Source organism: Paenibacillus sp. lzh-N1, from assembly GCF_002872435.1.
GTDB lineage: Bacteria > Bacillota > Bacilli > Paenibacillales > Paenibacillaceae > Paenibacillus > Paenibacillus polymyxa_C.
Genome location: NZ_CP025696.1, coordinates 777587 through 790002, shown reverse-complemented (window position 1 = coordinate 790002; position 12416 = coordinate 777587). Strand labels below are relative to the sequence as shown.

General features: G+C 45.1%; 14 protein-coding genes. 11 read left to right on the top strand and 3 right to left on the bottom strand.

The annotated features are described in order from the left end of the window. Window positions 1-85 precede the first annotated feature (85 nt). Entirely contained in the window at window positions 86-1033 is a 948-nt protein-coding gene (locus C0638_RS03530; RefSeq protein WP_025677304.1) for an ABC transporter substrate-binding protein, read from the top strand. 163 nt (window positions 1034-1196) lie between these two features. On the opposite strand, the gene C0638_RS03525 is transcribed toward C0638_RS03530, so the two are convergent. After that, window positions 1197-1628, bottom strand: coding sequence for a hypothetical protein (locus C0638_RS03525; RefSeq protein WP_058710744.1), 432 nt, complete (start codon window positions 1626-1628; stop codon window positions 1197-1199). A gap of 196 nt (window positions 1629-1824) precedes the next feature. Here C0638_RS03525 and C0638_RS03520 point away from each other — a divergent pair, with 196 nt between their 5' ends. From C0638_RS03520 to C0638_RS03510, 3 genes are all read left to right on the top strand, one after another. After that, window positions 1825-2124: a hypothetical protein gene (locus tag C0638_RS03520; protein ID WP_025677308.1), complete on the top strand. Its 300-nt coding sequence runs from the start codon at window positions 1825-1827 to the stop codon at window positions 2122-2124. A 275-nt stretch (window positions 2125-2399) separates the two neighbouring features. Next, window positions 2400-3224 (top strand): alpha/beta hydrolase, encoded by an 825-nt coding sequence (locus tag C0638_RS03515; protein ID WP_058710743.1) that lies wholly within the window; start codon window positions 2400-2402, stop codon window positions 3222-3224. 92 nt (window positions 3225-3316) lie between these two features. Next, on the top strand, window positions 3317-4108 hold the full coding sequence (locus tag C0638_RS03510; RefSeq protein WP_013369511.1) for a dioxygenase family protein: 792 nt from the start codon (window positions 3317-3319) through the stop codon (window positions 4106-4108). Between the two features lie 72 nt (window positions 4109-4180). Here the strand turns inward: C0638_RS03510 and C0638_RS03505 are convergent, their stop codons facing one another. Both C0638_RS03505 and C0638_RS03500 read right to left on the bottom strand, forming a co-directional pair. After that, window positions 4181-4651, bottom strand: a complete 471-nt coding sequence (locus C0638_RS03505) for a hypothetical protein (protein WP_233902280.1) — start codon at window positions 4649-4651, stop codon at window positions 4181-4183. Window positions 4652-4836: 185 nt separating this feature from the next. After that, the gene (locus tag C0638_RS03500) at window positions 4837-5355 is read right to left on the bottom strand and encodes a DoxX family membrane protein (protein WP_013369513.1); all 519 of its coding nucleotides are present in this window, start codon (window positions 5353-5355) and stop codon (window positions 4837-4839) included. A 250-nt stretch (window positions 5356-5605) separates the two neighbouring features. Here C0638_RS03500 and C0638_RS03495 point away from each other — a divergent pair, with 250 nt between their 5' ends. From C0638_RS03495 to corA, 7 genes are all read left to right on the top strand, one after another. Then, window positions 5606-6700: a DUF3048 domain-containing protein gene (locus C0638_RS03495; RefSeq protein ID WP_058710741.1), complete on the top strand. Its 1095-nt coding sequence runs from the start codon at window positions 5606-5608 to the stop codon at window positions 6698-6700. 188 nt (window positions 6701-6888) lie between these two features. Beyond that, window positions 6889-7503: a DUF47 domain-containing protein gene (locus C0638_RS03490; protein ID WP_040102098.1), complete on the top strand. Its 615-nt coding sequence runs from the start codon at window positions 6889-6891 to the stop codon at window positions 7501-7503. A gap of 14 nt (window positions 7504-7517) precedes the next feature. Further along, the gene (locus tag C0638_RS03485; RefSeq protein ID WP_040102097.1) at window positions 7518-8507 is read left to right on the top strand and encodes an inorganic phosphate transporter; all 990 of its coding nucleotides are present in this window, start codon (window positions 7518-7520) and stop codon (window positions 8505-8507) included. Between the two features lie 241 nt (window positions 8508-8748). Further along, window positions 8749-10197: an amino acid ABC transporter substrate-binding protein/permease gene (locus C0638_RS03480; protein WP_013369517.1), complete on the top strand. Its 1449-nt coding sequence runs from the start codon at window positions 8749-8751 to the stop codon at window positions 10195-10197. Continuing rightward, on the top strand, window positions 10190-10918 hold the full coding sequence (locus tag C0638_RS03475) for an amino acid ABC transporter ATP-binding protein (protein ID WP_058710740.1): 729 nt from the start codon (window positions 10190-10192) through the stop codon (window positions 10916-10918). Before C0638_RS03480 ends, C0638_RS03475 begins: the two co-directional genes overlap by 8 nt. Window positions 10919-10938: 20 nt before the next feature. Beyond that, the gene (locus C0638_RS25125; RefSeq protein WP_158657695.1) at window positions 10939-11109 is read left to right on the top strand and encodes a hypothetical protein; all 171 of its coding nucleotides are present in this window, start codon (window positions 10939-10941) and stop codon (window positions 11107-11109) included. Between the two features lie 345 nt (window positions 11110-11454). Next, window positions 11455-12414 carry a magnesium/cobalt transporter CorA gene (corA, locus tag C0638_RS03470; RefSeq protein WP_058710739.1) on the top strand — a complete coding sequence of 320 codons (960 nt, stop codon included), beginning with the start codon at window positions 11455-11457 and terminating at the stop codon, window positions 12412-12414. Window positions 12415-12416 lie beyond the last annotated feature (2 nt).

Here is a 12416-nt window from a genome sequence, read left to right as displayed (position 1 = left end):
TGCAGCATGCTAAACAACAACGAAATAGAAGCGTTGAGGATCGAACATTAAAAATAGAGCTTCTATAGTATAGGAGAGAATATACATGAGAAAAAATAGATTTGAGGGTTCAGGGTTTAAACGTTCGTGGATAGCCCTGTTTCTTGTTGCATGCATGATCATGCTGTCTGCTTGTGGGCAAACAGCAGACAAACAAGCTAGTAGTACGAAAGCAGCCGATAGTGCCCAAACCACCATGAGTGCGGATTCGCGTATTGCTTCCATGTCTATTCATTTGACGAACAATCTGCTAGCATTGGGCATTACTCCAGCGGGTTCGGTTATAGGTGGAGATGTGAAGGATTTTTTGCCCCATGTAAAAGATCGTCTTCAAAATACTCGTAAGCTGGGGGTTGTCACAGACCCCGATATGGAAGCGGTACTGGAGCTTCAACCTGATCATATTTTTCTCGACAAAAAATATTCGGGAACCGATGTGGCCAAGTTTGAAAAAATTGCACCGACCGAGGTTTTTGATTTGGATGAAGGTACATGGAAAGATCAATTGAAAAAAATAGCTGCTATGGTTAAACATGAAGCACAGGCAGACACTTTTCTGAAAGATTATGATACACAGAGGGAACGGGTCAAAAAGCTCATTCATTCCAAAATCGGAGACGGGACTGTCATGGCTGTACGTGTCACAGCGAAAGAAGTTCGTGTCATGGGGATGAAGCGTCCAGTAGGACCGCTATTGTATCAGGATTTGGGCTTGAAGCCAGCTAAAGGTGTGGAAAAGATTAATAAGGCCTACCAGGTTGTGTCTCAAGAGGTTTTGCCAGATTACGATGCTGATGCCATCCTGGTGATTATCAGTAAAGGTGCGGATGCCCAAAAGGTATATAAGCAGTTGGAGGGAAATACAGTATGGCAAGGACTCAAAGCTGTGAAGCAAGGTCATGTCTACATGTTGGACGGACAGCCATGGCTGGACTATTCCGCGATGGGACACAAAATTGCATTGGATAATGCAGAACAACTATTTTCCAAATAAATGCGAAAGTACATCAAGCCGTATTCCCCATGCATCTTCTTGCAGGTGGGGATACGGCTTTTCTAACGATCCTCAAGCTTCGAGTCAGATGGCTGATTGCAAATAAAAAGGAGCTGCTACGATTCCGTAATGAGGCAGCTCCAGCACTGTGAGAATTGCGAGGTTATGAACGTTTTTTACGCAGAAAAATCGGTTTGAGTCCAATAAAGCCAATAGCCGCAAGCACTAAATTCATCCAAGGTGAGATTTTGAATACCGGCAGCACACTGCGTAGCGCAAGTCCGGTGACAAGAATGACAACAACCAGTACTACATACATCAAGATGGATTTGAAATTCATTTGGGGCTTCGCGGGAGCATGGTCTGGCTGTTGAGTCTCCTCGCCTTCTTCCGGACGATCCATGAAATTCATCAGTGCTTCAACCAGCAGAATGGCACCTGCGGCGATGATGATGAGGGTGGAAAGGCTAATTTTTTCAAAAGGTTTGATATCCCCGCCTGTAAATGTGATAAACCAACCAATAATCGCCTGTGTCAGGAAAAACATGGACAAGGCAACCCATGCAATAAGCGTATAATTTTTTGCTTTATTCATTGCTTCCTCCTACTTTATGATCGTATCCCAAGTTGCTGGAATCGCCATTTTGTAACAAAGACAGTATACGTGAGGATACGCCGGATGGCAAAAGGCTTTATCCATTATGTATATTACCGCTGCATTCTCCTCAAACTGGATAAAGGGTGAGCACATGGAGCAACCTGAATATAAAACGTTGAGAGGATGTGGCATCATGAAACTGGAGAACCAGGCAGATTATTCAGTCCAAAAACGACTGACAGGTGCTCCGAACGGGAACAGCGGGGAAGCCTTGCTTGCAAACGTGAGTCACCGAAGCGTTCAAGGGACATCTCCAACGTACCGTATTTTGGACGATACTGAATTGGCTGAGGACACAGAATTTGCAGGTGAACTGGGTGAACAGAGCTACCGCAGCCTGTGGCATGAGGATCAAAATAACGGCGCCTCTTGTAAACTGGAGTGGGAGGGACGAGTCGAAACCCACCAAATGTTCAGGCACAGCTACGAGTAGCAAGTCGTCTACTTTAATGTAGCGGATGCACTCTAATAAGCGAGTAGTATGGCGTTCTCCGGCATCACATCGGGGAGCGCCATTTGTTTACTTCCATCCCGGTATGAACTGACAGGTTGACAAGGAAGCAGGGCGATGATAGACTGACTTTACTATAAAACTTATTAAACTTATCGGAATTAAAGTGAATGAATATTCTGGATGGATATTCCACGTTACTATATGAGTTTGAATGATAAAATGCTGTAGTGAAGTTTGAAACAGGGGGAATCAGGATGGAACGGCAAATTGGAATTCGTTTTGAACATGAGGAGCTGGCCGCAACAATTCATTATCCAAACCGTACGAATGAGGGAGAACGTCAGAGACGAGTTCCGCTCGTTGTCATTTGTCACGGTTTTGTGGGCAATCGTATCGGAGTCGATCGATTGTTCGTCAAGACTGCGCGTGAATTGGCCGAAGGTGGATATTTTGTACTGCGCTTTGACTTTGCCGGTTGTGGGGAAAGTACGGGTGAATACGGCAAGCAGGGGCTTGAGTCCATGATTAATCAGACACGCACCGTGTTGGATTACGCCGTTAATTGCGCGGACATTGACCCGACCAAGGTGACGCTGATCGGTCACAGTTTGGGGGGCGCGGTTGCTCTGCTCACAGCCGTTCGGGACAAAAGAGTACAAAACCTGGTCCTTTGGTCAGCTGTCGGCTATCCGTTCAACGACATTGTCAAAATTACGGAGCGAAGCGTGTACGACGAGTCTGTTAAAACCGGTCATGCAGACTACTTGGGCTATAAGTTCACACCAGCTTATTTTGAGTCATTAGCTCAATTCCAACCGTTCCAAGAGGCCGTTAAATTTAACGGTGATGTGCTTGTTATTCATGGCACCTCGGATGATATCATTCCTGTGGATTATGCATTTCTGTTTCAAAAGGTATTCTGGATGCGTCCAGAGGGACGCTGTGATAAGGAGATTATTTTCCAGGGAGATCACACTTTCTCGTCAGGTAAAGAGCGGCAACAGCTGATTGACCGCACACTGGAATGGCTGGATGAACAGGAAAATATTCAACGGGATTGGCAGCACTGGATGATCTGATTTCAGGGTGTAACGGATTGTATTGGAAATTGCGCCTCCGCCGGAGTAAAATGAAAGAGTAACACTATACTGGCGTGTGGAGGTTGGCAGCGATGACATTACCCTCAATTTTTGTTGCGCATGGTTCACCGACACTGGCTGTAGAAAATAACGCATATACCAGCTTTCTTGCAAAGCTGGGCGCGAGCCTGCCCCGACCCAAAGGAATCATCATTTTTTCCGCGCATTGGGATAGCCCCGATCAATGTATCGGCGCGGATGATCAGCATGCAGCGTTGCACGATTTCTACGGCTTTCCCGAAGAAATGTACTCACTTGATTACCCTGCACCAGGCGATCCAAAGCTGTATGAGGAGATAGGGCATCTGTTCAGTCAGCATAACCTGTTCCACCAGCCGGTTCGGAACCGGGGACTGGATCATGGAGCATGGGTGGTTTTGCGGCATATATATCCTGATGCGGACATACCGGTCGTACCCTTATCCATTGATTCACGGCGCGATCCTCAGGAGCAATATGAGATTGGACGGATGCTGGCGCCACTGCGTGAACAAGGGATTTTGATCCTTGGTAGTGGAGGCTTGGTCCACAACTTGCGGACACTCAAGCAGACGAGTGAGCCAGCCGATTGGGCCGTTCAATATGATGACTGGATCGCACAGCAGCTTCAAGACTGGAATTTGCGTCATCTGTTCCAATATGACAAGAAGGCTCCATATGCCAAGCAGGCGGTTCCTTCGTATGGAATAGAGCACTTTTCGCCTTTGTTTTACGTGATGGGGGCTGCCGATCATGATCGCTCCGCGCGTAAGCTTTTTCAGTCGTATGTCCTTGGCTCATTGAGCCTCAATTGTTGGGCTTTTGGTCAAGAAAATGATCTGTAAATGTAAGAAAAAGAACTTCCGAAACCACATGGTGTGTGGGGTTGGAAGTTCTTTTGGTGTGTTCTTCTGTGATTAATTAGCAGGCACGTTCTTTTTTAGCCAGGCGGATACCTGCGGAGTTCGCTTATCTCCATTTTGATCCAATAGTGTCATAAATGCCTTCAGCTTTTGAATGTAGGTACTCTTCGAATCCCTGTTGCGTTGAACGACGAGCTGATATCCTTTTTTGGCATTGGGGCGAATCTTCCCGGTGTCATCATCGAATAGTGGTGTATTGTTCGTACCATAAAAAGTATAGAAGAAATAGAGATCATGTAATGATTTCACTGCTTGTGTACGATTGGAATGTGGATATTGGGTTATAAACGACTCTTGAGCCAGCACCCTTCCGGCTAACTGTTGATAACCGATGTGTAATGCCGCATCCTTGGTAGCCGGCTGTCCAGATTCCGTCGCCATGATGTCAATATATCTGCGGATATCTGCGGTAATGTCATTTCCGAATACTTTATATTTTTCATAGTTGATGACTGGGTAAAACATGCCTTCTGAGGTTTCAAGTGGGAAAGATGAACCCGAAAAAGGAGTCTCCAAGTCAGGATGGACTTGAGGACTCCTTTGTTCATTTAAATAGAGGAGGGTGCAGCATAGCCACACATTAAAGAGAAGCAGCATGGCTGAACAAAAAAACAACCATTTCCAGAGGATAACGGTTGTTTTTTGGATAGTTAAGCTATTTTTCGATTGGGGTCCGTTTGATAAGTATCTTTATTTTTACCAAACAGTCCACGCAGGAAGGGCAGTACCCAACGGTCAAAGCCGATTCTTCCGGCATTTGCACCAGCAACGATAAGGAAGATTTCAACCAGCAGGTAGATTGCATTGGTGCTTACTGTTCCCGAGAACAGGAACGAGAAGTTCATAACCATAGCCATCAAAGTAGCCAGTGTAGTCAATGTACCAAGCAGCAGGCCAACCCCGACCAAGAACTCACCCAATGGGATCAGGACGTTGAACAAACCGACATTCGGCAGGGCAAAGGCTTCAAGGAACGATCCCCACCAGCCTTGTACAGCGGGGTGATCTCCGCCTGTTTTAGCAATGGCCCCCGAGATAAATCCACCTGCATCGAATCCGCCAGTCAGCTTCTCAAGTCCGTGGGTCATCCATTCATAACCTAGATAAACCCGTACTACAGTCAGCAGCCACATTGCTACTTTGTTCTCACGTAACCAGTTGTTAAACATTCAAATCACTCCTCTTTGTTAATCTATAATGATGGGTTGTATTTCATTTTGTTTGGGATGATCATCTTTGCTACACCTTTATTGTATTAGGTTCAGTTACAGTTATTTGTGATAAAAATCACAAACTCTAAATATTTTTTAAATTTTAATGTCTTTAGATAAGTATTCTATAGAGAGGTAATGCCTCAATCAAGACAAAAACAGGAAATAAAGCTTATAATGAGAAAAATAACGATGTGGAGGGATGAACTTGTCCGGGCCCATGTTTCAACGAAATCATTGGTTGCGTGTGATGGCCTCAGCTCTGTTATGCATGACAATGATATCTTGTTCTGCTTTGTCCAATACGGGTGAATCTGAATCCGTTCCCCAACCGAACCAGCAAGAAACAGAGAAGAAGGTGCTTGAACCGCCTAAGGAGCCATCTGTTCCGGCATTTACAGCTCCGCTTACCGGGCTTCCGGTGGAGCAGCCTGTTTTGGAGCGGCCACTGGCTGTCATGATTAACAATGCCCCGGCTGCGCGTCCACAGGCAGGGCTTAGCGAGGCAGACATGGTATATGAGGTTCTTGCAGAAGGCGGAATTACCCGTTTGGTAGCTTTTTTCCAAAGTCATGGTGGAGATGTGAAGATCGGTCCGGTCCGCAGTATTCGGCCGTATTTGATTGAACTAGGCGAAACCTATGGTGCGTTGCCGATACATGCAGGGGGAAGTACAGATGCCTATGCGATTTTACAGCAGCAGCGGAAGGAGCATCTGGATGAGATTTCAAATGGAGGGGCTTATTTTTGGCGAAGTAAAGATCGTCGTCCACCACATAATTTATACACAGATGTGAGCAGGCTACGTAAAGGAAGCGAAAGCAAAGGATATACCAAGCAGACGGAAGTTCCAGTGTATCCTTATCTTAAAACCGGCGAAACTCCAGTTATGGTGGACGAGAGTGCCGCATCTGTGCACATCCGGTTTTTGCTGAAAAGCTATCGCGTATCTTATACCTATGATCGAGCCGATCAACGATATAAGCGTTTTGTGAACGAAAAGTCACATCTGGATCAAAATAATAACCAACAGCTCTCAGCGGCTAATGTTATTGTGATGAGCACGAGGCATCGAACGCTGGATGATGTAGGCAGACTAAGCGTTGAACTGGACGGTAGCGGAGAGGCCATGGTGTTTCAACAAGGACAGTTAATACGTGCTGAATGGCAGCATACATCTGGCGATGCGATTCGGTTTATGAAAAATGGGGTTGAAATCCCGTTAACACCAGGTACATCCTATATACATGTAGTACCTGCAGATACTTCACTAACGGAACATGTAACGTTTGAAGCGAATTAGAAAACGTAATACACCTATTTAGGAAAAAATTGTCGGATAATGACCCTCTATGTCGGGCATTGTATACGTATATCTAGAAATTTGCTTTTACAAACATTACAAAAACATTGATGAGTGTGATAAGATAGCAAAGGTTGTCTATTGCAGTCGAAACAGGTTGCGGATATTTTCGTAAAGGGGTAATCGTTATGAGATTGAAGAAAAAGGATATATTCTTCGAGACGTTGGAAAATATGGCAGATACGATCGTGCAAGCAGCCGATTATTTTGCCCAACATACTTCAAATTTTCAAGATGTGACTTTGTTTACCAATGAGATGAAGAAGTATGAAAATAAGTGTGATGATTACACACACACGATTATTACTGAGTTGAACAAGACCTTCATTACGCCGCTGGAACGCGACGACATCATGGAACTGACAACGACCATGGATGATGTGCTGGATGGTCTTGAAGCGACAGCCTCTCGTTTTTATATGTACAACATTACAGAGCCGGACGAGTATATTGTGCAGTTCGCTGATATTTTGCGTCAATCAGCTTACGAAATTCAGAAGGCTGTACATTTGCTTTCACAGAAAAAATTGTTGGCTATTCGTGAATACACCATTCGCCTAAATGATTTGGAAAATCAGGGGGATGAATTATTGCGTATTTGCATCAAAAACCTGTTTGCAACTGTAACTGATCCTATTGAGCTGATTAAACGTAAAGAATTGTACGAACGCCTTGAAAATACAACGGATTCATGCGAGGATGTTGCAAATATGCTGGAATCCATCATTATGCGTAACTCGTAAGGGAGTCCTGTTACATGGATACAAGTTTACTGGTATTAGGTATTGTTATTTTTCTTGCTCTGGCATTTGATTTTATCAATGGGTTTCATGATACCGCGAATGCGATTGCGACTTCGGTCTCGACCCGTGCATTGACGCCGCGACGTGCGATTATTATGGCTGCGGTTATGAACTTTCTTGGGGCCATCATGTTCACTGGGGTTGCCAAAACCATTGGTGGAAGTGTTGCTGACCCTACCAAATTAACCAACGGTATTGATATCGTCATTGCGACGCTGATCGCTGCGATTATCTGGAATCTTCTAACCTGGTGGTTTGGTATTCCTTCATCCTCCTCTCATGCATTGATTGGTGCGTTGGCAGGGGCGGTGTATGTAGGTGCGGGACAGGATAAATTAAATTGGAGCGGCTTCATCGGGATTGTGGAGGGGCTTATTTTCTCCCCGTTGATTGCTTTTGTTGTCGGTTACATTGTGATGATGATTTTGAAATACATTTTTGCTTATCGCAGTCCACATACAGTGAACAAAGGTTTCCGCACTATGCAGGTCATTACGGCAGCTATCCAGTCGTTTACGCATGGTACGAATGATGCTCAGAAGGCGATGGGGATTATCACATTCGCACTCGTCTCCGCAGGGTATCAAGACCATTTGGAAGTACCTATGTGGGTTAAAATTTCAGCGGCAACCGCTATGGCACTGGGTACGTCTATTGGTGGTTGGAAGATCATCAAAACGATGGGAACCAAAATTTTTAAAATTGACCCAATTAATGGATTTGCAGCCGACGTTTCGGGGGCTTCCGTTATATTCACAGCCACCTTGCTCCATTTGCCAGTAAGTACCACACATGCAATAACTTCGGCAATTTTGGGTGTTGGTTCTGCGAAGCGCTTTAGCGCAGTTCGCTGGTCATTAGCTGGTCGTATTGTAATTACCTGGGTAATAACGATTCCAATTTCTGCGCTGTTGTCAGGTTTAATTTTCAAAATTCTTTTCTAGTTTTCTTCATGAATCCCTGAAAAAGAACATACAATATAGGATACACAATAAGCTTCCGTCCGCTTTTTGCGGCAGGGGCTTATTGGCATTCTGGGGCAAAAATACATCTTCAGAGTTCACACATCCAGATAGTTCCATGAGATGTTTTTTAAAAAATACCTGACATCAAAGTAGTCAATTTTTAATAACTCCTGTAGAATAAACAGAAAACTTTGAACCGTTCAACTGACTGGAGGATCTTATGCAAAAACCAAGAAAACTAATAGCACTCATGATTTGTTTGTTTTCTGTGGTTGCCCTGGCCGGTAATTTCGGTGTGGTGGCTCACGCAGAAAATAAAACAAAGTATGATATCGGCACGGATACAACGTTCGCGCCTTTTGAGTTTGAAGATGTAAATGGGAAATTTGTCGGAATCGACATGGATTTACTGGCAGCTATTGCTAAGGATCAGAATTTTGAGTATACCATTAAGCCACTTGGCTTTAACGCGGCAGTGCAGGCCCTTGAAACGAATCAAGTAGATGGTGTCATTGCCGGGATGAGTATTACCGATGAACGCAAGCAAAAATTTGATTTTTCTGAACCCTATTTTGACTCAGGTGTTGTCATGGCGGTCCGTAAGGATAATGATACGATTAAACGCTATGAGGACTTGAAAGGACAGCGTGTCGCTGTCAAAACAGGAACAGAAGGCTACACGTTCGCGGAATCCATTAAGGCGAAATATGGCTTTACTACAGTTCCGTTCGACGATTCTTCTCAGATGTATGATGAAGTTAAAACAGGTAATTCGGTTGCCTGCTTTGATGATTATCCGGTACTGGCATACGGTGTGACTCAGAATAATGGTCTTAAGCTGGTGACTGATAAGGAAAAAGGCGGTTCTTACGGTTTTGCTGTCAACCAAGGCAAAAATGCGGAGCTGCTGGAGAAATTTAATGCAGGGCTTGTGAATCTTCGCAACAGCGGGGAATATGACAAGATTATGTCGAAATACCTTGGTGAATCTGGCAAAGGTGTGGCCCCTGTAGAACGTAGCCGCTGGGAGCTCATTTCCGCTTCGCTGCCTGCGTTGATTAAAGGGATGGGAAATACGCTGTTGTACACCCTGGTATCCTTGCTCGTAGCCTTTTTGCTGGGACTAGTGTTTGGCTTTATGAAAGTTAGCCATAACAAGGTGTTCCGCGGTATTGCAACTGTTTTCGTTGATGTATTCCGCGGTATTCCACTGATCGTACTTGCATTCTTTATTTACTTCGGTATCCCACAGGCACTCGATTTTAAAATGCCGCTTTTTGTCGCGGCGGTGTTGACGTTATCTCTAAACGCTGGTGCTTATGTGACCGAAATTATCCGCGGGGGTATTCAGTCCATTGATCCAGGACAAATGGAAGCAGCTCGTTCGCTTGGTTTGCCATACCGGACAGCCATGCTGAAGATCATTTTGCCACAAGCAGTGAAAATCATGATCCCGTCGTTTATCAATCAGTTGGTTATTACGTTGAAGGATACGTCAATTTTGTCAGTTATCGGTCTGGTTGAATTGACCCAATCGGGCAAAATCATTATTGCGCGGACGTTCCAATCCTTTGATATTTGGCTGGTCGTTGCGGTGATGTATCTTATCGTCATTACAGTCCTGACCAAAATTTCCAACCGTCTTGAAGGGAGAGTTCGCCGTGGGTAAAATTATCGTTAAAAACCTGAAAAAAAGCTATGGCAGTAACCAGGTGCTAAAAGGCATTGACATGCAAGTACGGGAAGGCGAAGTTGTATGCGTCATTGGCCCTTCTGGTTCAGGGAAAAGTACGTTTTTGCGTTGTATGAATATGCTGGAGGAAATTACAGCTGGTGAGGTCATCGTCGATGACTACAAATTGGGTGACAAAAACGTGGACATTAACAAGGTCCGTGAAAATATAGGTATGGTGTTTCAGCATTTCAATCTGTTCCCGCATATGACGGTGCTCAAGAACATTATGTTCGCACCGACTGAGCTGGGCAAACAGACGAAGGCGCAGGCCCGGGAGACGGCTATGAAGCTGCTGGATCGTGTAGGTTTGGCCGATAAGGCAGATGTGTTGCCAGGACAGCTTTCTGGCGGTCAGAAGCAACGTGTGGCGATTGCACGTGCTCTGGCAATGAACCCAGACATTATGCTGTTCGACGAGCCAACATCGGCGCTTGATCCTGAAATGGTGGGCGAAGTGCTCGGCGTAATGAAAGATCTGGCTCGCGAAGGCATGACGATGATGATCGTAACGCATGAGATGGGCTTTGCGCGAGAAGTAAGCGACCGTGTCGTATTTATGGACGGTGGTTACATCGTGGAAGAAGGAACACCGCAAGAGGTATTTGGTAATCCGAAAAACGAGCGGACCATTAGTTTCTTGGAGAAGGTATTGTAAGTGGGGTAGGGGGTGTGAATGTGAGTCGGGGTGCTCGTTGTGAGACGCTCCACGATCCATTTGATCTTTCGATCGCTGTTGCCTATGAATTTTTTCGATTATATAAGACCTATATGGTGAAAATTCAAGGGCAAAGGCGAACGCTGGCGCTTCTACAGATTCAAATGGACCGCTACGCTAAGACTTGCTGAACCTACTCCTTTCTTCGCAAAAGCCCGCGCCACTTTTAAATGGGTGGAGATAGGCAGAGGGAATTGGCGCAGCGCTTTGCTTGCTGCGCCGAGAGGGATATAGCGAGTAAGCATCATTCGATTTGAATGGTGGAACCCGGGCATCCCACAACTGTATAAGAAATGAAAAAGATTTAAGTGATAACGACCAATTATTTTAAGGATATGTTAGGGGGATTGAACCTGGCATATCCTTTTCTTATTTAGTGTATGGAAATATAGAGCATGAGATTTGTATAATGTGGAATGGCTTATATACAATATAAATAACATATAAGACGGCAGTATAAGCGAGGGGGACGTACGGTGATACGTACATTGGCTATAAGTCATGATCATCAGGTGACGGTGGGACAACCATTGGAGCAGATTGTCATGGAAGATTACATATGGATTTGGGCCGACTTTAACGAGCCTACAGAGAGCGAGTCAGAACTGCTGACGAGTTATTTTCATTTTCACCCGCTAGCTGTGGAGGATTGTATGCATGTACTGCAACGTCCCAAACTGGATTATTACGAGGATGTACAGTTTCTGGTAGTGCATGCGCTTGATGCGGATACATTAGAGGCGGAAGAGGTAGATATGTTTATTGGCAGCCGTTTTTTGGTTACCTATCACCATCGTGAGCAAGAGGAGCTGGATCAGGCCTGGGAGCGGATTGTTGAGCATGCGAATGAACGCAAAATATGGTCTCGCGGACCGCTGGCTGCGGCTTATACGGTGATGGACAAGCTGGTAGACAACTATTTTCCGAGCCTTTTCATCATTGAGGATGAATTAGCCGAGCTGGAAGGTTTGGGCGCACACGAATCGGTAGAGGAATTAATGAAGCAGGTGTTTGACCTGCGTGGCAGGTTGCTCAAGCTGCGCCGTACGATCGTCCCGATGCGTGATCTGATGTACCGTGTTTTAAATTCGCAGCATGTGCAGGGTCAGGGGGATCATAAGGCTTATTTTACTGACATTTATGATCATTTATTGAAGCTGACAGACATGCTGGAGGCCGACCGCGAGATGACAGCCGACCTGAGAGACAGTTACATATCGCTTAATTCCAATCGCATGAACTCAATTATGAAGACGCTGACTGTAATTACGACTATTTTTATGCCCTTAACGTTGATTGCAGGAATCTATGGTATGAATTTTTCGAATATGCCCGAGTTGGGCTGGAAATATGGATATTTTGGCGTACTGTTCTTTATGTTCTTACTGAGTGTTGCGATGGTGGTGTGGTTTATTCGCCGAGGCTGGTTTAAATAAAA

Excerpts from the sequence above, each read along its gene's own strand:
- C0638_RS03525 (WP_058710744.1), bottom strand. The coding sequence starts at position 1,628 with ATGAATAAAGCAAAAAATTATACGCTTATTGCATGGGTTGCCTTGTCC.
- C0638_RS03500 (WP_013369513.1), bottom strand. The coding sequence starts at position 5,355 with ATGTTTAACAACTGGTTACGTGAGAACAAAGTAGCAATGTGGCTGCTG.
- C0638_RS03510 (WP_013369511.1), top strand. The coding sequence starts at position 3,317 with ATGACATTACCCTCAATTTTTGTTGCGCATGGTTCACCGACACTGGCT.
- C0638_RS03530 (WP_025677304.1), top strand. The coding sequence starts at position 86 with ATGAGAAAAAATAGATTTGAGGGTTCAGGGTTTAAACGTTCGTGGATA.
- C0638_RS03485 (WP_040102097.1), top strand. The coding sequence starts at position 7,518 with ATGGATACAAGTTTACTGGTATTAGGTATTGTTATTTTTCTTGCTCTG.
- C0638_RS03480 (WP_013369517.1), top strand. The coding sequence starts at position 8,749 with ATGCAAAAACCAAGAAAACTAATAGCACTCATGATTTGTTTGTTTTCT.
- C0638_RS03515 (WP_058710743.1), top strand. The coding sequence starts at position 2,400 with ATGGAACGGCAAATTGGAATTCGTTTTGAACATGAGGAGCTGGCCGCA.
- C0638_RS03490 (WP_040102098.1), top strand. The coding sequence starts at position 6,889 with ATGAGATTGAAGAAAAAGGATATATTCTTCGAGACGTTGGAAAATATG.
- C0638_RS03505 (WP_233902280.1), bottom strand. The coding sequence starts at position 4,651 with ATGTTTTACCCAGTCATCAACTATGAAAAATATAAAGTATTCGGAAAT.
- C0638_RS03520 (WP_025677308.1), top strand. The coding sequence starts at position 1,825 with ATGAAACTGGAGAACCAGGCAGATTATTCAGTCCAAAAACGACTGACA.